This is a genomic window from Amycolatopsis sp. NPDC059027 (genome assembly GCF_042739735.1).
Classification (GTDB): domain Bacteria; phylum Actinomycetota; class Actinomycetes; order Mycobacteriales; family Pseudonocardiaceae; genus Amycolatopsis.
Window position 1 is genome coordinate 1 of record NZ_JBHYIK010000049.1, and the last position, 22655, is coordinate 22655.

Here is a 22655-nt window from a genome sequence, read left to right on the forward strand (position 1 = left end):
GGCCCGGGGCGCCCGCGGGGGGCTCGTGCCGCGCCCGGGGCGGGGTCGTGGGCAGGTCCCCGGCGGGGTCGCCGCCCACCCCCCCCCTTCAGCTCACGTCAGAAGAGCAGCGGCAGCAGGGCGTGGCGGCGGCGCAGCACCGCGCCGTACCGCGCGTCCAGCCGCATCCACGAGTCGGTCGCCGTCACCCGGACCACGTCGTCGCTGATCGAGGAGTCGAGGAAACCCATCCCCGACAACGCGAACAGGCAGCGCATCTGGACCTTGACCTCCAGCTCGCCGCCGGTGACGGTGAGCACCGCCTGGTCCATCAGGGACGCGGGCGGCGTCCCGTGCGGGCCCGCGTTGTCGCGGGCCAGGGTGACCCCGCGATCGGCGAGGTCCGACACGACACCCACCGGCAGTTCGTCGACCACCTGCCAGCGGCCCGGCGGGGGAAGTTCCCCGTGCCACAGCAGATCCCGGGCCGGGCCGGGGTCCATCCGCTCACCGCCCGCGACGGTGAGCGCCGCGAGCAGCTCGTTGCCGGACACCGTGACGTCGGCCGGAGTGACCCGGCCCGCGACGGCGCGCGTGGCGAGCACCTCGAACGGCGTCGCCGTCCACGCTTCGACCACGTCCTCGCCACGCATCCGGAGCCGGACGACGGTCTGCCCGTCCAGCCGGACCGCGCGGGCGACGAACGCGCCGAGCGTCTCACGGTCCCCCGCGTCGGGGATCAGCAGTTCAGGCATCGGTGAACACCCGCTTCAGGAAGTCGCTCTCGTCGGCGTTCAGCCGTCGCGGCCGCAGCGCGATCGTGTCGTACGGCGCGAGCAGCGTCGACGCCGTGACCGCCACCGGGTCCGTTTCGGACGGTCCATTGTGGACTCGATAGTCCACCGTGAAGCTCGCCGCCCGCAGCTCGGTGAGCGTCATGTCCACCAGGACGTCCTGATCGGACACCACGATCGGCGCCTTGTAGTGCACTTCGAGCTTCACCACCACGATGCCCTTGGGCAGCTCGGTGAGCCCCTCGCGGTCCGCCCGGCCGAACAGCCGGGCGACCCGCGCCTCTTCCAGCAACGTCACCAGGTTCGCGTGGTTCACGTGCCCGTAGACGTCCATGTCCGACCAGCGCGGCCGGACCCGTACCGCGCAGCTCACCGCACCGTGCTCCGGATCTGCCGCGCCGCGACCGACAGCGTCGCGAGGTCGAGGTTGCCGGTCTTGGTGATCTCGTCCAGCGCGACCCTCGCCCTCGCCAGCCGCGAGGCGTTGATCTTCTCCCACTGCGCGATCCGCTCGTCCGCGCTGGTGCCGGGATCACTGTGCCGGAGCGCGTCGAGGGTGATCGCCCGCAGCGAGGCGTAGACGTCGTCCCGCAGGGCCAGCCGTGCGAGGGCGTGCCAGCGGTTTCCCCGTTCCAGCGCGCTGATCTCGGTGAGCATCTTGTCGATGTCGAGGTGATCGGACAGCGCGTAGTACAGCTCCGACGTCTCCGCGGGGTTGTGGACCACGTCGACGCCGACCTGCTGTTCGGCCATCTCGGACACCTCGACGACGTCGAGCAGCCCGTAGGTGTGCAGCAGCACCGCGATGCGCCGCGCCAGATCGGCGGGCACGCCGTTGCCGGTCAGCTTGTCGACCTTCACCTGGACCGCTTCGGCTTCGAGACCACGCATCAGCTCGCCCGAGCGCGGCACCAGCTCGGTGAACTCCTGGCCGAACCGGTTGATCTCGGCCAGCGGGGCCAGCGGCTGCGGCCGGTTGGAGAGGAACCAGCGGGCCGCGCGGTCGAGCAGGCGCCGCGTCTCCAGCACCATCCCGTCCGCGACCTCGGTCGACACGACGTTGTCCAGCGCGTCGATCTCGGTCCACAGCGCGGGCAGGTCGTACACGTGGGTGACCACGGCGTAGGCGCGGACGGCGTCCGTCGCGGTCACGTTCAGCTCTTCCATCAGCCGGAAGACGAACGAGATGCCCCCGCCGTCGACGACCTCGTTGGCCACCAGCGTGGTGATGATCTGGCGGCGCAGCGGGTGTTCGCTGATCGCGTCGGCGAACTGCTCGCGCAGCGGCTTCGGGAAGTACTCCGGCAGCCTGCGGGTGAACACCTCGGAGTCGGGCAGGTCGCTGGCCAGCAGCTCGTCCTTGAGGTCGAGCTTGACGTGCGCCAGCAGCGTCGCCAGCTCGGGCGAGGTGAGGCCCTGGCCCGCCTTGTCCCGCGCCCGGAACTCCGCGTTGGTGGGCAGCGCCTCCAGCTTGCGGTCGAACGCGCCCTTCGCCACCAGCGCGGCGACCTGCCGCTGGTGCACCGAGACCATCGGCGCGGCGTGGGCCCGGCTGACGCCGAGGACGGCGTTCTGCCGGTAGTTGTCGGCCAGCACGAGCGCGCCGACCTCGTCGGTCATCTGCTCCAGCAGGTGGTTGCGCCGGTCGTGCTCCAGCTTCCCGGTCGCCACCAGGTGGTCGAGCAGGATCTTGATGTTGACCTCGTGGTCGGAGCAGTCGACGCCGGCCGAGTTGTCCAGCGCGTCGGTGTTGATCTTGCCGCCCGCGCGGGCGAACTCGATGCGGCCGAGCTGGGTGAGCCCGAGGTTGCCGCCCTCACCGACCACCTTGACCCGCAGCTGGTTGCCGTTGACGCGGATCGCGTCGTTGGCCTTGTCCCCCGCCGCGGCCTGGCTCTCGGTCTCGGCCTTGACGTAGGTGCCGATACCGCCGTTCCACAGCAGTTCCACCGGCGCGAGCAGGATGGCCTGGATCAGCTCCAGCGGCGCCATCGATTCGACGTCGTCGGCCAGGCCCAGCGCGGCGCGGACCTGCGGGCTGACCGGGATCGACTTGGCGCTGCGCGGGTAGATGCCGCCGCCCTCGCTGATCTTCGCGCGGTCGTAGTCGTCCCACGAGGACCGGGGCAGGTCGAACAGCCGCCGCCGCTCCGCGTAGGAGGACGCCGCGTCCGGGCTCGGGTCGAGGAAGACGTGCATGTGGTTGAACGCCGCGACCAGGCGGATGTGCTCGGACAGCAGCATGCCGTTGCCGAACACGTCGCCTGCCATGTCACCGATGCCGACGACGGTGAAGTCCTCGGTCTGGGTGTCCTTGCCCAGCTCGCGGAAGTGCCGCTTGACGCTTTCCCACGCGCCCTTGGCGGTGATGCCCATGGCCTTGTGGTCGTAGCCGACCGAACCGCCCGAGGCGAAGGCGTCGCCGAGCCAGAAGCCGTACTGCGCGGAGACCTCGTTGGCGATGTCGGAGAAGGTCGCGGTGCCCTTGTCCGCGGCGACCACCAGGTAGCTGTCGTCGCCGTCGTGCCGGACCACGTCCGGCGCGGGCACGGTCTTGCCCTCGACGCGGTTGTCGGTCAGGTCGAGCAGGCCGGAGATCAGCATCTTGTAGCACGCGATGCCCTCGGTGAGGGTGGCCTCGCGGTCGATCGCCGGGTCTCCGGTCGGCGTCGGCGGGCGCTTGACGACGAACCCGCCCTTGGCTCCCACGGGCACGATGACGGCGTTCTTGACCGCCTGCGCCTTGACCAGGCCGAGGATCTCGGTGCGGAAGTCTTCGCGCCGGTCCGACCAGCGCAGGCCGCCGCGGGCGACCGCGCCGAAGCGCAGGTGCACGCCTTCGACCCGCGGCGAGCACACGAAGATCTCGTACTTCGGCCGCGGCTCTGGCAGATCGGGCACCGCGCCGGGGTCGAGCTTGAACGCCAGGTACGGCCGCGGTTGCCCGTCGGCGCCGGTGACGTGGTAGTTCGTCCGCAGCGTGGCGCTGATGACCGCCATCAGCCGCCGGAGGATCCGGTCCTCGTCGAGGCTGGTGACCTCGTCGATCATCGAGCAGATCTCGGTGACCAGCGCGTCGGCGCCGGCCTGCCGCTCGTCCTCGGTCAGGTGCGGATCCGAGCGCGTCTCGAACAGCCGGAACAGCTTCGTGGCGACCTGGGTGTGCTTGAGCACCGCGTTCTGGATGTACTCCTGCGAATGCGTGCTGCCCGCCTGGCGCAGGTACCGCGAGTACGCGCGCAGCACGCTCACCTGGCGCCAGGTGAGGCCGGCCCGCAGCACCAGCCCGTTGAAGTCGTCGACCTCGCAGCTGCCGTGCCAGGCCGCGTGGAAGGCGTCCTGGAAGCGATCGCGCAGCTCGGCGACGGCCGCATCGCTGGCGTCGGCCTGCAGCTTCGGGTCGATGCGCAGGCCGAAGTCGTAGATCCAGGACGCTCCGCCGTCCTCGCGGCGCAGCTCGTACGGGCGCTCGTCGACGACCTCGACACCCATGCAGTGCAGGACCGGGAGCACTTTGGAGAGCGTGACGCCCTCGCCACGCAGGAAGAGCTTGAAGCGGCGTTCGCCCGGCTCCGCGTCGGGCGGCAGGTAGAACGACAACGCGAGGTCGCCCTCGTCGGTCAGCGAGTCGAGCGCGCCGAGATCGGCGAGCGCGTCCTCGGCGGAGAAGTCCTCCTTGTAGCCCTCGGGGAAGATGGCGGCGAACCGCTGCCCCTGGTCGTTCGCGGACTCCTCGCCCATGATCCCGACGACGGCGCCCTCCCCGGAGCGTTCCCTGCGCTCGCTCAGGATCGCCTCGACGAGCCGGTCGTCCCAGCTGCGCACGACGGTGTTGAGCCGCTCCTGGATGCGCAGGGTGTCCGGCTCGATCCGGTTGGCCGGATCGGTGTGCACGATGAAGTGGACCTGCGCGAGGATCGTCTCCCCGACCTTCGCGCTGTACTCGAGCTGCGTGCCTTCCAGCTCCTCCAGCAGCACCTCCTGCATCGCCAGCCGCGAGCGCGTCGTGTAGCGGTCACGCGGCAGGAAGACCAGGCAGGAGAAGAACCGGCCGTACGGATCGCGGCGCAGGAACAGGCGCAGCCGCCGGCGATCCGACAGCGTGATCGCGCCGGTCGTCGTGGCGTACAGCGAATCGGAGTCGGCGGAGAACAGGTCCGCGCGCGGCCAGTTCTGCAGCACCTCCAGCATCCGCTGGCCGGAGAACGACTCCATCGGGAACCCGGCGCGGTGGATGACCTCGCGGACCCGGTTGCACACCACCGGGATGTCGAGCACGTTCTCGTGCAGCGCGGTGGTGGTGAACATGCCGAGGAAGCGGTGCTCGCCGGTGACGTTGCCCTCGGCGTCGAACGTCTTCACGCCGACGTAGTAGGGATAAACCGGACGGTGCACTGTGGACGGTGCGCTGGCCTGGGTCAGCACGAGCAGCGTCGGCGCCAGCGCGGTGGCCGCCGTGTCCGGCCCGGCGGTCAGCCCGCGGGCGGCGAGGCTGTCCTGTCGCAGGACGCCGAGACCGGACGCGAGCACAGCGCGCAGCGCGGGCTCGTCGGTGTCGGTGCGCGGGTTCTCGACCAGCTCGTAGCGGCGGTACCCGAGGAACGTGAAGTGACCGTCGGCGAGCCACCGCAGCAGCCGGGCGCCCTCGGCGACCTCGCCCTTCGGCAGCTTCGGCGGGTCCGCGTCCAGCTCGTCGGCCAGCGCGGCGGCGGTCTGCGCCATCTTGTCGGCGTCCTCGACGACCTCGCGGACGTCTCCGAGCACGCTGGCGAGGCGGTTGTCGAGTTCCCTCGCCCGGTTCGGGTCGGTGACGAAGTCGATCTCGACGTACATCCACGACTCGGCCGCGGAGTTCGGCGGCGGGTCGGCGGGGTCGGCGTCGGGGTGGACCTCGAGCAGCTCGCCGGTGAGATCGCGGCTGACCACCACGATCGGGTGCACGATCCGCTGGACCTGCACACCGTCGCGGGCGAACTCGGCCGCGACCGAGTCGACCAGGTACGGCATGTCGTCGGTGACCACCTGCACGACGGTGGCCTCGCGGGTCCAGCCGTCCTCGGCGGTCGTCGGGTTGAGCAGCCGGACCGCCGGGCGGCCGGGCATCCGGTGCTTGGCCAGCTGCAGATGCGAACGCACCGCGCCGACCAGGTCGACCGGGTCGTCCCCGACGATCTCCTCGGCCGGGATGTGCCGGTAGTAGAGCCGGATGAGGTCGGCGATCTCCGGCGCGTGCCTGGCGGCGGCGTCGATCAGCTCGTCCCGAATCTGCTCCGGGCTGGCCGAGCGGCGCGGGGCGCCGATCTCGGTGCCGTCTTCGGTTCCGGGTAGGGACGAGACTCCCGTCGAGCTCATTTGAGGCAACTCTCCACTGTGCGAGGGGTGACACCGCGACCGACACCACGGTGTGCCGGACCTAGCCCACCCTAATGCGCCCACGCGGCGGAACGCACGAAGCCCGTTCAGTTGGCAGAAACCGAAGAACCCCAGCTCAGCCGCCGAAATCGCGGTATCGGTCAAGCTACTCCCGGGTTCACAGGGCGCCCGTTCCGGGGCCACCGGACGACGTCGGCGGGCCTGACCAGGACCGGGCGTGGGCGCCCCTCCGCCACGCCGCTTACGGAATCGATCCAGTCCCCCGTCTGTTCCGTCCGGTTCGGCGATCGGCCGCGGATTCCTCGCCCGCCCAGCAGCCGCGCGCGTGTTCTCGAGGTGCGACGAATCCCACCTTCGGGTCTGCCCGAGCGCACCCTCACGGTGCCCTTCCGGGCAGAATCAGTCCTTTGTGGACACCTGGGTGCGGGCGCGCTCGCGCGGCGCCGGGTGCGCGGACGGCTTCGGCTACGAGCCGGATTCGTCGCTGCCGTTGCGGCCGTGGCCGTTGACCGACCGGCGCCCCGCCGTGCCCTCGCGCTGGGTGCCGAGACGCTTCACCAGAGCGGCGGCGCTGGCCGTCCCCGCCTGATGCTCGGCCAGCGCGCGGGCGAGCAGATCGGCGAGACCCGCGTCCGGCGGTGGCTCGTCCTCGGCAATGGCCTTCGCGTACCCCTCGGGGAACGCTTCGGTGCTCGGGGTCCAGCCGCCGAAGTCGTCGACGGGGTCGAGCGAAGGCGGCATGCGCAACCGGGGCAGCCACGGATCGGCGACCTCGTCGCGATACCGCTCCTCCGGGAGGGACGTGACAGGACCGGCCGAAGACGTGGCGGGTGGTTCCGGCTCTTCCGGGCGCGGCGGGGGCGCGAGTTCGCTTTCCCGGTCCCACGACAGGGCGGGCTCGGAGGACGGTTCGGGCCGGGTGAGCGGCTCGGGCCGGGACTCCCCCGCACGCGGTTCGCCGAACCTCGGCTCGTCGTCGGCTCGGCGTGCCTCGGACCGGGTGGGCTCGGCCTCTTCGGCGGCACGGCGACGGCCACCGCTGTGCCCGTCGGCGCCGGAGATCCCGAGCCGGTCGAGTACCGATCGCGCGGTCACGGAACCGTGTTCGGCGTCGTGGCGGGTGCTGCGCACCGGCGGCGCCGGCTCGCGCCGCTCCCCTTCGCGGGACCAGTCGCCGACGTCCCAGCGCTGCGACGCGGGCTCCGGTGCCTTGGCGGCCTTCGCCGGGGCCACATGTCCCGTCCTGGGCATCGGCTCCTCGGCGGGTGCCGGGGCGAGCGGCAGCTCCGGGACGACGTCCACGATCTCCGGAAGCACCGGAACCGTCCTGGACACGAGCGGCGTCTTCTCGGGCTCGCGTGCCGTGGGCAGTTCCGGCGTCGCGGCATACCCCATGGGCTCCGCCGCGACGGGCTCCTCGGCGCGGCGGCGACGCCCCTCCCTCGGCTGCTCGACGACCTCCGGGACCGGCGCCGGCTCCGCGATCGCCGTGGCCTCTGTCGCCGCTGTGACCTCCGAGGACCGGCGCTCGTCCGCCCGCCTGCGCCCGGCGCGTGTCTCCCGCTCCGGCACGGCGGTTTCGGCCGCGCTCGCGACCCAACGCTCCGGCACCGGTTCGTCGCGCGGTTCCGGCGCCCACGACACCGGCGCGCGCAGGGGATGGGCCGGCGCCTCGGGCGCCGGACGCTGCGGCTCGGCGACGGCGACCGGGGCCGGCGCGACCGGCTGGACGAACGACGAAGGCCGGGTACCGGACGGGTTCACCACCTCGTCGAGATCGACCGACGCCAGCTCGCCCGTGCCGAACGTGCCCGCGAGCAACCCGCAGGCCTGGCGGCGCGCCCTGGCGTGCACGTGCTCGGCCGCGCGCGAGCGGTGCAGGCACGCGATCGCGTCCTCCGCGTGGCCGAACCGTTCCTCGATCTGCGCGAGTTCGAGCCACAACCGCGCGGTGATCGACGCGAGGCCGTGGCGGTCGGTGCTCGCCACCGCCTCCCGGACGAGTTCCGCCGCGGCTTCCCCCGCGCCCGCGGGCAGGTGGACGCGCGTCGCGACGGCCAGCCGCAGCCAGCCCATCGGCGCGACACCGCCCGCGCGGACCGGCTCTTCGAGCACCGGCTGGGCGATCTCGTACGCCATCGCGGTGTCCCCGCGATCGAGCAGCGTGCTGACCAGTTGCAGGACCAGGCGGACCCGCACGAGGCCGCCGTCGTCGGCCGGGTTGTCGAGCTTCTCCAGGAAGCCCAGGCCCGTCCTGGCGGCGTCGGCCGCCGCGGTGAGATCGCCGTGCCTGCGCCGGTGCGCGGCGGTGCCGACCCGCAGCAGCGCCCGCACCAGCAGCTGGGTGTCGGCCGCCAGCCGGTCGTCGCCGAGGACGAGCTTGTCCGCTGCCACCAGCACCCTGTCCAGCTCGGCCTTGCGGCCGATCTGCGCCAGGCAGCCGACGAGATGGCACAACGCGGCGGCCCGGTGCACCGGCGACACCGCCGGATCGGCCGGCACCGGACGCAACGCGGCGAGCCCCGTCAGCGGAACACCGAGGCTGCGTGCGCACAGCGCGAGATCGATGCGCAGCCGCCCGGCGACGTCGGCGTAGCCCGCGTGCTCGGCGGCACGCAGCGCCGCCACGGCCCTGGCGACCGTGCCCGGCCGCTGGCCGAGCCGGACGCGCGCCGACACCACCAGAGCCTCCGCGCGGACCCACTGCTCGTCGGAGCCCGCCGCCTCGGCGAGGGCGGCGGCGCGCTCACCGAGGACCAGCGCCAGCTCCGGAGCACGCAGGTGCAGCGCGTCCGCCTGCTCGATCAGGCCGCCGACGGCGGCGGGGCTCCCCGCGCCCCGCATCGCTGGGGGCGGGGGGGTTTGGGCGGCTGGCCCGGGGGTGGGGGGCCCCCGCCCCGGCGCCGCGGCGCGAGGCGGGGGGCGCGGTTGCCCGCGCGGCCCCCCCGCGGCGCCCCCCCCCCGCGCCGCCGGGGCGGCCCGAGCCGGGCTTGAGGTGCCTGCTGGCTTCCACGGGCAACCCACGCCCCTCAGTCGCGGGTCAGCTTGCGGTGGGTGACCCGGTGGGGACGAGCCGCTTCCGGCCCGAGGCGCTCGATCTTGTTCTTCTCGTAGCCCTCGAAGTTGCCCTCGAACCAGAACCACTGCGCCGGGTTCTCGTCGGTGCCCTCCCAGGCCAGGATGTGCGTGGCGACCCGGTCGAGGAACCACCGGTCGTGGGAGATGACCACGGCGCAGCCGGGGAACTGCTCCAGCGCGTTCTCCAGCGACCCCAGGGTCTCCACGTCCAGGTCGTTCGTCGGCTCGTCGAGCAGGATCAGGTTCCCGCCCTGCTTGAGCGTCAGCGCCAGGTTCAGCCGGTTGCGCTCCCCACCGGAGAGCACGCCCGCCGGCTTCTGCTGGTCCGGCCCCTTGAACCCGAACGCGCTGACGTAGGCACGCGAGGGCATTTCGGTCTGCCCGACGTGGATGTAGTCCAGCTTGTCCGAAACCACCTCCCATACCGTCTTCTTCGGGTCGATCCCCGCCCTGCCCTGGTCCACATAGGACAGTTTGACCGTCTCGCCGATCTTCACCGTCCCGCCGTCCGGCTCCTCGAGCCCGACGATCGTCTTGAACAGAGTCGTCTTGCCGACCCCGTTCGGCCCGATCACGCCGACGATGCCGTTGCGCGGCAGGTCGAACGAGAGCCCGTCGATGAGCACCCGGTCGTCGAAGCCCTTGCGCAGCTTCTCGACCTCGACCACCACGTTGCCCAGCCGGGGCCCCGGCGGGATCTGGATCTCCTCGAAGTCGAGCTTGCGGTGCTTGTCGGCCTCGGCCGCCATCTCCTCGTAGCGGTCCAGCCGCGAGCGGGACTTGGTCTGGCGCGCCTTGGCGTTGGACCGCACCCACTCCAGCTCGCTCTTGAGCCGCTTGGCGAGCTTCGCGTCCTTCTTGCCCTGGACTTCCAGACGCTCGCGCTTCTTCTCCAGGTACGTCGAGTAGTTGCCCTCGTAGCCGACCACCCGGCCGCGGTCCAGCTCCATGATCCACTGGGCCACGTTGTCCAGGAAGTACCGGTCGTGGGTGACCGCGAGGACGGCGCCCGCGTAGTTGGCCAGGAACTGCTCCAGCCAGAGCACGCTCTCGGCGTCCAGATGGTTGGTGGGCTCGTCGAGCAGCAGCAGGTCGGGAGCGGACAGCAGCAGCTTGCACAGCGCGACCCGGCGGCGCTCGCCACCGGACAGGTGGGTGACCGGCTCCTCCGGCGGCGGGCAGCGGAGAGCGTCCATCGCCTGCTCGACGGTGGAATCCAGCTCCCAGGCGTCGGCGTGGTCGAGCTCCTCCTGGAGCTTGCCCATCTCCTCCATCAGCTCGTCGGTGTACTCGGCCTCCATCAGCTGGAGGACCTCGTGGTACCGGTCGAGCTTCGTCTTGATGTCGCCGAGGCCCTCCTCGACGTTCTCCCGGACCGTCTTGTCCTCGTTCAGCTCCGGCTCCTGCATGAGGATGCCGACGCTGGCGCCCGGCTGGAGGAACGCTTCGCCGTTGCTGGCCTGCTCGATCCCCGCCATGATCTTGAGAACGGTCGACTTGCCGGCGCCGTTCGGGCCCACGACGCCGATCTTGGCACCGGGGTAGAACGCGGTGCTCACGTCGTCGAGGATGACCTTGTCCCCGACGGTCTTGCGCACCTTCTTCATGGTGTAGATGAACTCGGCCATGCCAGCGATCGTAGAGTGAGCCGATCCGCGCCTTGACGCCGGTCACCGTCGAACTACCGAATGTCAGCCCGAGATCACCGCGGGAACATCATCTTCTCCTTTCCCCACCCACCCCGGAAAGCCGCCGCGTGCCCTCAAGCGGAGGCCTTTTCAACCGCGTCGAAGAGCGTGTTCGCCTCCTCCCCGCCGTCGGCCCACAACCCGCGGGGATCCCGCACGGTGACTCCCTCGCGGGGCGCCCGGTCGAGCGAGACCGTGCAGCGCGCCAAGTTGGGGCCGATCGCGAAGGCCTCGAGCTCAGGTACAGCCCGAGGTACGCCGTCCAGTTCGAACTCGCTGCTGTACAGCCGCCCACGCGCCACCACCGGGTCGCCCTTGGCGAGGCACTGGTGCACCGACCGGGCCAGCTTCCGCCAGCAGGTCACCCGGACGGAGAACCGGCGCCCGTCACCCCACTCGCCCTTTTCCTTGTCGTACCGGCGTTCCGTGCTGCGCAGCCAGAACGAGACGACGTCGTGCCCGTTCTCCCCCACCTTGCGCAGATCCGGCTCGCTGGTGACGTATCCGGTCACCGTCACCCACGTCTCGCCCACGGCCATCACCCTCATCCCCTTAGGTTCGCCTGTGCCACCGGACCGTGCCCGGTGGCCGATGTCCTCAGCTTGCCGCCGGGGAAGGGCGTGTGGTGGGGCGACGCGAAATCTGTGGACAGCCACAGTCCTTGTGGACAACCGGGGCGCCGACGAGGGTTCGCGCGCGGGAACTGTCGGGGTGCTGTGCTACTCCCGCCTGCCTTCGGCGAGCCGTTTGAGCATCGCGTTGTAGGCGGCCAGTTCCGCGCCGCCGGTGGTGTCCTCGCGGCGGTCGGCGCGTTTGGCCTCGCGCTCGTCCTGCCGGGCCCACTGCACCAGCAGCGCGATCAGCACGAGCAGCACCGGCACCTCGCCGGAGGCCCACGCGATCCCGCCGCCGAGCCGCTGGTCGGTGAGCAAGTTGCCGACCCACGGCAGTTTCAGCTGGGTGTAGAAGGTCTGCCCGATGACCGTCTGCATGTTCATCAGGATCACGCCGAAGAACGCGTGGAACGGCATCGAGGCGAACATCAGCCCGAGCTTGCCCAGCGGCGGGAGACGCCGCGGCGCGGGGTCGACGCCGATCAGCGGCCAGTAGAAGACGTAGCCCGAGAGCAGGAAGTGCGCGTTCATCGCCAGATGCGCCCAGTGATAGTTCAGCGCGGCGTCGAACAGGCCGGAGAAGTAGAGCCCGTAGAAGGAGCCGACGAACAGCACCAGCGCGACCAGCGGATGGGTCAGGAACCGCGACACCGGCGAATGCACGAACGCCAGCAGCCACTCCCGCGGCCCCGGCGGCGCGTCGCGCCCGGCCGGCGAAAGCGCGCGCAGCGCCAGCGTCACCGGACCACCCAGCACGAACAGCACCGGCGCCACCATGGACAGCATCATGTGGGTGCCCATGTGGACACTGAACATCCCCGGCGCGTACCGGCCGATCCCCGAGGACGTCGCGATCAGCAGCACCGCGCAGCCCGCGAGCCACGCGACGAGCCTGCCAACGGGCCAGGTGTCGCCGCGTTTGCGCAACCGCCGCACTCCGGCCAGGTACAGCGCGGCGAGCACGATCGCCAACGTCCCGTAGAGCAGGTCGAACCGCCAGTCGAACAGCAGCCGCAGGACCGTCGGGGCGCCGTCGAGCGGATAGCCGATGAGCAGTTCGACGGTCGAGGGCTGGGTGATCGCGTCCGCGGGCGGCGGTGTCCTGGCGAGCCCAGTGGCGATGCCGATCGTGACGAACATGATCAGCACCTCGACCCCGGCCAGCCGCAGGAGCTGCCCGCCGCCAGCGCCGTCGACCAGACCGCGCACGCCGCGCTGACGTTGCTGCTGGCCGAACACGCCGAGCAGCAGCAGCGCGACGACCTTCGCCACCACGAGGAGCCCGTAGTCGGTGGTGAACAGGTCGTTCAGCCCGATCCGCACCAGCGCGTTGATCACACCGGAGACCGCCATCACGAGCCAGCACACCAGCGCGAGCTTGGAGAACCGCACCGCGGCGAGCTTCAGGTTCGCACCCCGCCGCCAGCCGAGCGCGAGCAGGGCGACGAGCCCGCCGACCCAGAGCGCGGCGGCCACGAGGTGATACAGGAGGCTGTTCGTCGCGACGTCGTGGGAGCCGCCGCTGGCCGAGTGCCCGGTGACCGCGACCGGCACGAGCCCGCCGACGGACAGGAAGAACAGCACCGCCGTCCAGCCCCAGGACAACGCGAGCCGGCAGCCGAGCGCGACCAGGATCGCGATCAGCGCGGTCCAGAGCCACGCCTTCGGCTGCTCGATGGCGCCGACGAGGTCGAGCAGGGTCTGCGGGGAAAGGACGTCCTGCAGCGGCTTTCCGGCACCGTCCGCCGCGGTGAACACGACCGAGGCGAGCGCGGCGACGAACCACACCCACGCCGAGATCCCGGCCGTCCGCAGCGCCGCGTAGCCCTCGGGTGCCAGCGTCCCGCTTTTCTGCGGTGGCACCAGGAACGCGGCCAGCAGCAGCGAGCCGATGCAGATCACCGACGACGCCTCGGCGAGGATCCGCACCACCGTGATGCCGTACCGGGTGACGACCCCGGGGTCGGGCAGCCCGGCGATCAGGTAGCCCGCTCCCCCGGTCAGCGCGACCAGCCCGACCGCGACGACCGCGGCGATCACCACCCCGACCGAGAGCAGCGGGAGCACGCTCGCCTTGCGCTGGATGGGTTCGGCCGGTTCGGTCACGGATCGCGAGGACACGCCACGAGGGTATGCCGTCCCGGGGACGGCCTGGTGAGCCGGTGCGGGTCCGCCGCGACGTCCGTCACCCGACGGGAGACCGCACGGCGAGCGGCGCCCAGAGGACCACCCGCGTGCCGTGTCCCGGGACGGACTCGACCGTGGCCCGGCCGCCGACCTCGGCCAGCCGCCCGATGATCGAACGCCCGATACCGAACCCCGGACGGTGGTCGTCGACGGCGAACCCCGCGCCGTGGTCGCGCACGATCACGCCGATGCCGCCCGCGGTCTGCTCCACGCAGATCACCGCCCGCGCCGTCCCCGCGTGTTTGAGGGTGTTGCGCAGGGCTTCGCGGGTGGCGTCGTGGAGGGCCCCGACGACGTCGGCCGGGAGATCACCGGTCGCCGCCAGCGTGACCACCTCGGCTCGCAGCCCTTCGACGGCCATGTCCGCGGCGAGCGCGTTCAGCCGCTGGTCCAACCCACCATGGAGCGAGGCGGGTTCGCGGTCCAGGGACAGCCGCAACCGCATGGCGTGTGCCCGCGCGGTCCGGCGGACCTGGGTCAGGCTCGCGACCGGGTCGACGACGTCGGCGGGCGCGGGCAGGGCGAGGGACTCCATCACCTGCAGGACGGTGTCGTGGACGTCACGGCGGTGCCGCTCGCGTTCGGCGGCACGTCCCCGCTGTTCGCCGAGCCCGAGCGCGAACCGGAGCGACGCGCCCAGCAGGACGACGATCGCGAGCGCCGTCACCATGGCCCCGAACAGCGTGAGGAATTCAACGGCGGGCGGTGGCCCGGTCCGCCACCACGCCGACATCGCGTAGCGCAGCGCCACGGCGGTGCCGATCGCGAGCGCGCCGGCGAACGCGCCACGCAGCAGCGTCCACAACATCACCGTGCCCAGGAGCTGCGGCCAAGTCAGCGAGACGACGTCGGAGAAATGGCTCGCGGGAGCGAGCGAAACGACACCGAGATTGAGTAGGACGGCGTAAGCGCTGTCGGCGACCGGCACCAGCCTCAGTCCCGACGCGCGACGTGCCGACCAGACCAGGACCCAGCCGATCTCGAGCAGGTCCGGCACGAGGCACAGGACCACGACCGGCCACAGCGAGGGGACGTCCTCGACCGACCACAGCGCCTGAACGAGAACCGCCAGCCGGACCACCACCGGCACGAGCACGAGCCGCGACGCCGCGACGTGGAGTGCCCTGTCCGGAATTCCCGCCACCCGCGCCGCCCGCGCGCCGCTGAGCAGCAGAACCCTCACGACGTCTTCCTCCCCGGACCGAGGACGAAACCCCGATCAGCCGTCCTGAAACAGCGAGACAATCGCATTCATCTCAGTTTATCGCGATCAGCTTGCCGTCCGGACGCCGGAGTGTCAACGGCGGACGGGCGAGCGGACTTCCTCCCGGCGGCGGACGCGCCGGGCCGCCAGGGAAGCGGGCACGATCAGCGCGGCCATCACCGTGACGAAGACGAACGACACCGACAAGGACGTCACCTGGGCGATCCCGCCTACGATCGGCGGCCCGGCGAGGAAGCCGGTGTAGGCGATGGCGGTGACGAACGCCAGTTCCCGCTCTCCGCCGGTGCCGTCGGATCGCTTCCCCGCGTCACCCGCCAGGCTCAGCGCCAGCGGGAAGGCGGCCGCCAGCCCGGCGCCCGCGAGCGCGAAGCCGACGTAGCCGAAGACCGGCAACGGGACGACCGCCGCGGCGAAGAACCCGAGCGCGGCCACCGCGGCGCCCGCCGCGAGCGACCGGGTGGCGCCGAAACGGCGCTGGGTCCACGCCCCGCCGACCCTGGCGATCGCCATGGCCAGCGCGAAACCGGAGAACGCCAGCGCGGCGGCGCCCTGGTCGACGTCGTGCACGGTCGCCATCAGCAACGCCGACCAGTCGGTGCTCGCGCCTTCGGCGATCGCCGAGCACAACGCGACCGCGGCGAGCAGCCACAGCACCGGACGCCGGATCGGCGCGGAATAGGGCGACGCGACGGGTTCGTCGGTGTGCTGCGGACGCGCCCCCGGCACGGACCGGATGATGATCAGCAGCACGACGAAGGCGACCACGGCGGCGACGGTCAGGTGCCGCCCCGGTGTCCAGCCGTGCCCGGCCGCGAGCGACGCGGCCAGCGAGGCGGCGAGCGCGCCGAAGCTGTAGCCGGCGTGCAGGAGCGGCATGACCGCCTGCCCGGTGCTCCGCTCGACGGCGACCCCGGCGACGTTCATCGAGACGTCCAGCGCGCCGACGCTCGCCCCCATCGCGAACAACGCGCCACCGAGCAGCACGACCGAATTCGCGAAGCCGACCAGCACGAGCGCGGCACAGGCCGCGGCCGCGCTCGCGGCGATCACCGCCCGCGCGCCGGTGCGCTCGATGATCCGGCCCGACACCGTGGCGGCGCACAGCATCCCGACGCTCGCGCACAGCAGCGCGAGACCGAACGCGCCCGGCTCGGCGTGCACCTGCCCGGCGATCGCGGGTGTGCGCGGCGCCCATGAGCCGAAAGCGGCGCCGTCCAACGCGAACACGGCGAACACCGCGGTCCGATCACGCATGCCTGCTCCTTCCCAGCCCCAGATATCCTTGCCCCAGAATGACTTAAGCGCTTCAGAAAGTCCAACCGATTAGCCGTCGCCGCTGGTCGGAGCACTAGACTGCGGGCATGACCAGCACCAGGCGCCGCCGTCCCACGCTGGACGACGTCGCCGACGCCGTCGGGGTGTCCAGGGCGACGGTCTCGAACGCCTACAACCGGCCGGACCAGCTGTCGGCCCCGTTGCGCGACGAGGTGTTGCGGGCGGCGAAGAAGCTGGGTTACCCGGGGCCGAACCCGACCGCGCGCAGCCTCGCGACGAGCCGCACCGGCGCCATCGCGTTCATGCTCGACGCGTCGCTGTCGGCGGCCTTCTCCGATCCGGCGCTGACCATCACGCTCGACGCGCTCGCGACCGCCGTCGCGCCCGGTGACCACGCGCTGCTGCTCCTGCCGGGCGGCGAGAACGGCGGCCCGCCCGCCGAACGAGTCCTCACCGCACAGGCGGACATCGCCGTCGCCTACTCGCTGGCCGACGACACCCCGGCACTGGAGTCGGTGGCCGCGCGCGGGTTGCCGCTGGTGGTGATCGACCAGCCGCTCGTGCCGGGCGCCGCACTGGTGGGCTGCGACGATCGGGGCGGCGCCGCGCTCGCCGCCCGGCACCTGCTCGACCTGGGGCATCGGCGGTTCGGCATCCTCTCCGCCCAATGCCTCTCGACAGGGCGAGGCGGCGAGCTGACCGCGGAGGCGGCGCTCGCGAGCCGTTTCCACGACACTCGCGAGCGGCTGGCCGGCTATCTGGACACGCTCGCCGTGGCCGGGATCACGGCGTCCGACGTGGCGATCTGGGAGGTGTCGGGCATGTCCGCGGAGGGCGCGCGGGCCGCGGCCACGGACCTGCTCGGCCGCGCGGAGCGGCCGACGGCGCTGCTGTGCATGTCGGACCAGCTCGCGCTGGGAGCGATGTCGGCGGCCCGGCAGCTCGGGCTCGACGTGCCGGGGGACGTGTCGGTGGTCGGCTTCGACGACACGCCGTCGGCGAAGTGGTCCGAACCAGCGCTGACGACAGTCCGCCAGGACCTCGCGCTGAAGGGCACGGCCGCTGGTGAGCTCGTGTTGCGGCTGCTGGCGGGCGGTTCGGCGCCCGAGCCGACGCGCATCGGCGTGGACCTCGTGCGGCGCGGCAGCACGGCACCCGCCTAGCAGCGCCGATATCCACCCGCAAGGCCATTCGCCGAATTGTGGACAACTCGCCCCTATCGAGCGAGGACGAACTACTTATCCACAGAAGTAGAAATGCGGGCTGACAACTCCCCGCGAACCCGTCATCGTGGAATCACACCTTCCACCGCGGGCATTCACCCCGCACTCCACAAGGGGATTTCCTGATGATGTCACGACGTTTCGCGACCCTGCGCGCCCGCCTGCCGCGTGTGCTCCTGCTGGCCACCGTGGGCCTGCTGGCCGGCGCGGGGATCGCGCAGGCAGCGCCCACCGCGTCCGCGCCGCCCGCGCCCGTCTGCAAGAAGGGCGAACTGTGCCTGTGGTCCCAGGAACACTACAGCGGAAACGCCCAGCGTTTCGACCTGCGTACCGCGAATCCCGAGGAATGCATTCCGCTGCCCGCCGATCTGGAAGGACATTCCTTCGTGAATCAGCTGAGCCGGGACGTCACGGTATACCAGAGCAAGGAATGCACGACCGAAGGCGATTTCATCACTTATCCGGGCGGGGGCACCTACGTGCCCGAGGCCCCGTTCGTGGTCAGGGCGGTGAAGGTCTGGGAGTAGCCACCAGCGGGGTCCGTCCCGCCGCCGCTCCAGGGGGAGCCGGCTCGCGGCAGGCGCCGGACCCGGGGGCCGCTCCCCGAAGCGGCCCCGCCCGTGGGCGCGCCGTCGCGGCGCGGCGTGCCCACGGGCACATACCCCGGACAGCCGCCGCGAGCGCGCGGTACGGCGGGCGCCCGCCACGTCCGGGCGAAAGATCACACAACTTCCGGAGAGGACCTGAAACGATTCGACGGTGTCGAGCGATCGAGAGGTTGGCGACGACTAAGCTGCGCTTGCTGGGCGACTGGCAGCAGCCGTCGACGCGGGCCCTCGTAGCTCAGCTGGATAGAGCAAGAGCCTTCTAATCTCTAGGTCGCAGGTTCGAGTCCTGCCGAGGGCACAGAGCCCCTGGTCACAAAGGTGACCAGGGGCTGCACTGTCTACCGGCCCACATCTAACCCTCATCTTTGGGCAGGATCAGCGCTGGTCGCTCACCGAGCGCGGGACCGCACAGCTCGCCGACGACGCCCCTGTCCATGTAGACATCCTGCGTGGTGCTGGGCTTGTCGTGCCCGATGTAGTCGGCGATCTGGCGCGCGGTGAGTCCCGCGTCGTCGAGCACCCCGGCGACGTAGTGCCGCCAGTCATGCGGATGCAGCCCTTCGAACTCGGTTCCTTCGACCACGCGCCGGATGTACTTCCGCGTGTTGTCAGGGTCACGCAGTGTGCCGCGCGTGGACGGGAAAGCCCACGGCGATAACGATTCGGCAAACCGTCTCTTGAGGACTTCCATGACCCACCCCGGGGGCCGGACACGCCGCATGCCCGCCGGGCTCTTGGTGTAGGGCTGGACGACCAGTCCCACGCCCTTGATGCGGATCACGGTCCCGTGGAAGTAGATCGTCCCGTCGTCGAAGTCAACCGAAGTCTCGTAGTCGAGCGCGAGCAGCTCACCGATGCGGCAGCCGAGCCCGGAGAAGACGTCCTGCATGTCGACCAGATCCCAGCGCGCGGCATCCTCAGACTCGTGGAACAGCCCGAGAGCACGCCCCACCGTGTGCGGGGTGACCCGTCCCGGTTTCTTGCCGCTCCTGTCTTTCGGCTTGCTCAGGGACTCGACCTCGCGGACAGGGTTGTCGTCAAGGGCGTCGTGGCGGACCATCAGCGCGCACATGCCCGTCAGGATCGTACGGGCCAGCTTGGCGGACCCGCTCCCGTGATTGTCCCGAATGGACGTCAGGGTGCGGTTCACAATGGACACCTTGCGCATATCATGCACACGAAGGTTGCCCACCCGAGATTCAAGACACCGGTCCCATATTCCTTGGTAGTCCTGTTTGGTGCGGATCGCCTTGTCGGAGCGCCCCAACTCATCGAAGTACATCAGGGCGACCGCAGAGACTTTCGTGTCCCGTGTGATTTCTCCGTCCCGAGAATGCCGCGCGCGGTCGCGGAGCGCTTCAAGCAGATTGGTTTTCGCTTTCGCGGCACTGGTGCCGACGCGTTCGACTGGCCGCGCCACACCGTCGTAATCCTTGTACAACGCGGTAGCGCGGTGCCCGCCAGTCGCCAGTGGATACGTCCTGATCTTGCCCCACGTACCGAGCGGCAACGGCGGGCGCCCCATCAGACCGTCGCCTGCTTATCAAGCCAGGCTTCCACATCTTCCTCGTAGTAACGCACGTACTTGCCGACGCGGCGACCCTCCGGTCCTTTGCCGGTTTTGCGCCACTGGTACAGCGTGTTCTTCGGCACGCGGAGGTAGGCCGCTACTTCATCGATCGTCAGTACTGGCTTCATCGTAGTTTTCCTTGTCGTATTTGTGTTTGCGGTCGTCGCGGATGCGTTCGGCGATTCCGGCGGCGAGTTCGCGTTCGGCGTCGTCGCTGTATCCGGCGCCCTCGAAGCGCCAGTCGTTGACCACGAGCACGGTGTCGGCGCGGTCGTCGAGGCCGAGGCGTTCGAGGGTCTCGGCGAGCCGGAACGCGCGGCGGTCCTCGCGAATCGTCTTGAACGTGGTCGAGTAGGCGCGAGACTTCGTGAGGAAGTGCCCCCGGAAGCCGAGCATGTGCGCCCACCGCCGTAGCTTCAGGTCCTCATAGGACGGCAGGTCTCCGAGGTCCCAGGCGGTCTGGATAATCCGGCGATGGTGCGGGGAGACCTTGAGGAAGTCGATGTCCAATTGCGACCGGATGGGGCGGTCGGCGGCTTCGGTCTTGCCTGTGCCCTTGGTGGCGTACTTGGCGATGTACCCGGCGAGCCGGGCTTCGCTGATCTGGCCGTTCTCGTCTTCCACTTCGGCGGAGCCCGCGGCTTCGATGCGGCGGACGTCGACTTGCGCGCCCCATCCGAGCACGAGCACTTCGCCTTCCGGGTAGTGGGTGGTGACCTTGACGTGCCTCGCGGCGGCGGTAACGGCGTCGTCGAGCATGTCCGGGGTGGCCCAGGCCGGGGCGGTGTCGGTGGCGCCCTCGGGGCCGTCGAGGCGGACCACGGCGTGAAAGTGGACCAGGCCGCGCCGCTGGTATTCGGCGACCTTGCCGTAGGAGAGGCGGGCGTTGGCGGCGAACTCGCGGGCGGTGAGCCCGGCGCGTTTGGCGATCTCGCGGCGTACGCGGGTGGTGAAGCGCTGCCACAGCACCCCGGCGTGGGCCTGCCACAGCACCGAGGCCACGTAGTCGTAGGTCTCCGGGTGCAGCGGGGCGCCGACGCGGGTGTCGTCCTCGTGGTGGACTTCCCCACAGCCGCAGGGAATGCGCTTTCCGCGTGCCGTGGTGCGGGCGTGGTGGACGGGGCCGAAGGACGGGGCGGTGAGGGTGACGAACGCCCGGGGTCGGTCGGTGACCGTGGTGGGCACGCCCTTGTGGCCGCCGACGAGCCCGGCGCGCATCAGGTGGAACGCGTCGGCGGCGTAGCGGTCGGAGCAGGCCGGGCAGACCGCGAAACGCCGGTTGCCGCAGGGGGCGAAGATGTCCCCGCCGTGGTGGTGCAGGACCTTGCCCGTGTCGGCGTCCTGAAGCTGGTGTGCTCCGGCGAGCCGGATCGGGCGGGCACAGCCGTTGACCGCGTGGACCTTGGCGCGCCACTCCTGGTAGTCGTCGGCCCGTACGCGGGCGGTGAGGCGGGATTCCAACGTCAGCATGTCGTAGCCCTTTCCGTTGGGGTGAACGCAAAAAAGCCCGGGGCACGGCCATGGTGCTGGCGGCCGTGCCCCGGGTGTTTTTGTGCTGGAGTGGTTCAGGTGGTGATCGGGTGTCCGTTGTGCTCGGTGAGCTGGCGGACGACCTGTGCGGCGAGGGCGTCCGGGATGCGGGCGACGCGACGGATGTCCTCGGTGGTGACCTGCCGTCCCTCGGTGCGGGCGGCAGTGACAGCGGATTCGATGCGTGCCGCGATCTCCGCCGGGAGTTTCAGCCGGGGAATCGACGTCGCCGGGGCGGGTGTGGCAGGGCGTTCGGGACCGTTGTGGACGGTGCCCGGACCACCCGTGCCAGCATGGGCGTTCCCGCTGGTCAGAGCGTTTTGCTGCCCCGTGGCGATTGCTTTCTCGCGGGCTTGGGTGCAGCCGCGCTGAATGATCGGCATGACCTCGGCGAGCAGGAACACCACGAGCGGGATCACGACGTGGAAGAACACCATCCCTTTGGAGATCCCGCCGTGCGCCGGGGCGAGCCCTGCCCAGACGTTGGCGACCAGGGTTGCGGCCAGCAGGAGCCGTTTGAGGTAGACGACGGGCTTGTCGCCTGTGCCGATACCCTGCGAGAGCATCGAAGCTTCCCACCGCAGCAAGGTCACCAGGATTCCGGCGAGGGCTGGTTCGGCAAGCCAGGCGCCCCACCACAGCGGATCGGCGATCGGCCGGTCCCCGGCAAGGAAGTCATGCACGCCAGTGGTGGTGAAGCCGAGGCCGACCGCGAGGAACACCCACATCGTGCGGGCGACCGAGACCCGGAACCGGTCGGCGGTGACCGCGCCCAAGAGCGGATCGGCCGCGAGCCGGTGTACGTCCCGGGCTTCGTCGAGCTGCACTGTGAGGTTGCGGACGCGGCGGGACGGCTTCGGCGTGCTGCCGTCCTGTGTGGACTTGCCGAACATGCTTGTTACCTCCTTTCCAGGATCGCTTGTGTGCTATGGATCAGTTTTCGCCGCGCCAACGTGCGGCTCTGCTACGAAGTTCATCGGCGGCCTCGTCCAGCAGAGCGACGATCTCATCGGCGCGTTCAGCCAGCCGAGGGCTACGGAACGCCGGGTCTAACGCTTTCTCACCGAGCCGCAGGCATTCGGCGTTGTACTCGTCGGTCAGGCGGTTGAGGTCCACGTAGTAGTCGATTTGCGTCATTCCCGTTCCTTTCACGGTCAGGTGAGCGTCGCGTTAGGACTGGCCACCGAGTGGTGAGAGATTGGCCCAGCGTTGGAGCTTGCCCCGTCCTGCTCGGGTGAGCCGGAGCGGCAGGACCGGGCGGCGGACGACGCCGTGCAGGGCGTCCACGGTGTCCCGGGCGGGGCGCCGTTCGATGTAGCCGATGGACATCAGGTGGACCACGATGTCCTCATCCTGTGCGTAGCGGATCCGGTCGCGTTCCTCGAACACCACCACGCGGTCGGTGTCGTCGAGAAGCCCGAACCGTCCTTGTTGGACTTCCGCGAGCACGTCCTTGGCAACCAGCGGATTCGCCGGGCCGCGACTGGCGCTCTTGCGTCCTCGTGCGGGCG

Annotated in this window: 17 protein-coding genes and 1 tRNA gene; 3 read left to right on the forward strand and 15 right to left on the reverse strand. The window is 70.7% G+C overall.

Annotation, left to right across the window (positions count from 1 at the left end; genetic code table 11):
- Positions 1–98: 98 nt before the first annotated feature.
- The 9 genes from ACFWY9_RS29600 to ACFWY9_RS29640 all read right to left on the reverse strand — a co-directional run bounded on the left by ACFWY9_RS29600 (position 99) and on the right by ACFWY9_RS29640 (position 16192).
- The gene (locus ACFWY9_RS29600; RefSeq protein WP_378330500.1) at positions 99–734 is read right to left on the reverse strand and encodes a hypothetical protein; all 636 of its coding nucleotides are present in this window, start codon (positions 732–734) and stop codon (positions 99–101) included.
- On the reverse strand, positions 727–1107 hold the full coding sequence (locus ACFWY9_RS29605) for an acyl-CoA thioesterase (RefSeq protein ID WP_378340444.1): 381 nt from the start codon (positions 1105–1107) through the stop codon (positions 727–729). The genes ACFWY9_RS29600 and ACFWY9_RS29605 overlap by 8 nt, the downstream gene beginning before the upstream one ends.
- 35 nt (positions 1108–1142) lie before the next feature.
- Entirely contained in the window at positions 1143–6125 is a 4983-nt protein-coding gene (locus ACFWY9_RS29610) for an NAD-glutamate dehydrogenase (protein ID WP_378330502.1), read from the reverse strand.
- A 486-nt stretch (positions 6126–6611) separates the two neighbouring features.
- Entirely contained in the window at positions 6612–8990 is a 2379-nt protein-coding gene (locus ACFWY9_RS29615) for a hypothetical protein (protein WP_378340412.1), read from the reverse strand.
- Positions 8991–9175: 185 nt separating this feature from the next.
- Positions 9176–10852, reverse strand: coding sequence for an energy-dependent translational throttle protein EttA (gene ettA / locus ACFWY9_RS29620; protein ID WP_378330503.1), 1677 nt, complete (start codon positions 10850–10852; stop codon positions 9176–9178).
- Between the two features lie 134 nt (positions 10853–10986).
- The gene (locus ACFWY9_RS29625) at positions 10987–11451 is read right to left on the reverse strand and encodes a single-stranded DNA-binding protein (protein ID WP_378340445.1); all 465 of its coding nucleotides are present in this window, start codon (positions 11449–11451) and stop codon (positions 10987–10989) included.
- A gap of 180 nt (positions 11452–11631) precedes the next feature.
- Positions 11632–13647: a cytochrome c oxidase assembly protein gene (locus tag ACFWY9_RS29630; RefSeq protein WP_378330505.1), complete on the reverse strand. Its 2016-nt coding sequence runs from the start codon at positions 13645–13647 to the stop codon at positions 11632–11634.
- 64 nt (positions 13648–13711) lie between these two features.
- Entirely contained in the window at positions 13712–14896 is a 1185-nt protein-coding gene (locus ACFWY9_RS29635) for a sensor histidine kinase (RefSeq protein ID WP_378340413.1), read from the reverse strand.
- 114 nt (positions 14897–15010) lie between these two features.
- Positions 15011–16192 (reverse strand): MFS transporter, encoded by a 1182-nt coding sequence (locus tag ACFWY9_RS29640; protein ID WP_378340414.1) that lies wholly within the window; start codon positions 16190–16192, stop codon positions 15011–15013.
- Between the two features lie 107 nt (positions 16193–16299).
- On the opposite strand from ACFWY9_RS29640, the gene ACFWY9_RS29645 reads away from it, so the two are divergent.
- From ACFWY9_RS29645 to ACFWY9_RS29655, 3 genes are all read left to right on the forward strand, one after another.
- Positions 16300–17376, forward strand: a complete 1077-nt coding sequence (locus ACFWY9_RS29645) for a LacI family DNA-binding transcriptional regulator (protein WP_378330508.1) — start codon at positions 16300–16302, stop codon at positions 17374–17376.
- Between the two features lie 185 nt (positions 17377–17561).
- A complete protein-coding gene (locus ACFWY9_RS29650; protein WP_378330509.1) occupies positions 17562–17963 on the forward strand; it encodes a peptidase inhibitor family I36 protein in 402 nt (133 codons plus the stop codon).
- Positions 17964–18268: 305 nt separating this feature from the next.
- Positions 18269–18342 (forward strand) — tRNA-Arg (locus tag ACFWY9_RS29655).
- Between the two features lie 54 nt (positions 18343–18396).
- On the opposite strand, the gene xerC is transcribed toward ACFWY9_RS29655, so the two are convergent.
- From xerC to ACFWY9_RS29685, 6 genes are all read right to left on the reverse strand, one after another.
- A complete protein-coding gene (gene xerC / locus ACFWY9_RS29660; protein ID WP_378340415.1) occupies positions 18397–19464 on the reverse strand; it encodes a tyrosine recombinase XerC in 1068 nt (355 codons plus the stop codon).
- A 104-nt stretch (positions 19465–19568) separates the two neighbouring features.
- Complete coding sequence (locus ACFWY9_RS29665) at positions 19569–19742, reverse strand: helix-turn-helix transcriptional regulator (protein ID WP_378340416.1); 174 nt, start codon at positions 19740–19742, stop codon at positions 19569–19571.
- Positions 19717–21084 (reverse strand): replication initiator, encoded by a 1368-nt coding sequence (locus ACFWY9_RS29670; protein ID WP_378340417.1) that lies wholly within the window; start codon positions 21082–21084, stop codon positions 19717–19719. The genes ACFWY9_RS29665 and ACFWY9_RS29670 overlap by 26 nt, the downstream gene beginning before the upstream one ends.
- 95 nt (positions 21085–21179) lie before the next feature.
- On the reverse strand, positions 21180–22037 hold the full coding sequence (locus tag ACFWY9_RS29675; protein WP_378340418.1) for a hypothetical protein: 858 nt from the start codon (positions 22035–22037) through the stop codon (positions 21180–21182).
- Between the two features lie 40 nt (positions 22038–22077).
- Positions 22078–22281 carry a hypothetical protein gene (locus ACFWY9_RS29680; RefSeq protein ID WP_378340419.1) on the reverse strand — a complete coding sequence of 68 codons (204 nt, stop codon included), beginning with the start codon at positions 22279–22281 and terminating at the stop codon, positions 22078–22080.
- A gap of 33 nt (positions 22282–22314) precedes the next feature.
- On the reverse strand, positions 22315–22655 hold a 341-nt coding region (locus ACFWY9_RS29685), incomplete at its 5' end, for a hypothetical protein (protein WP_378340420.1).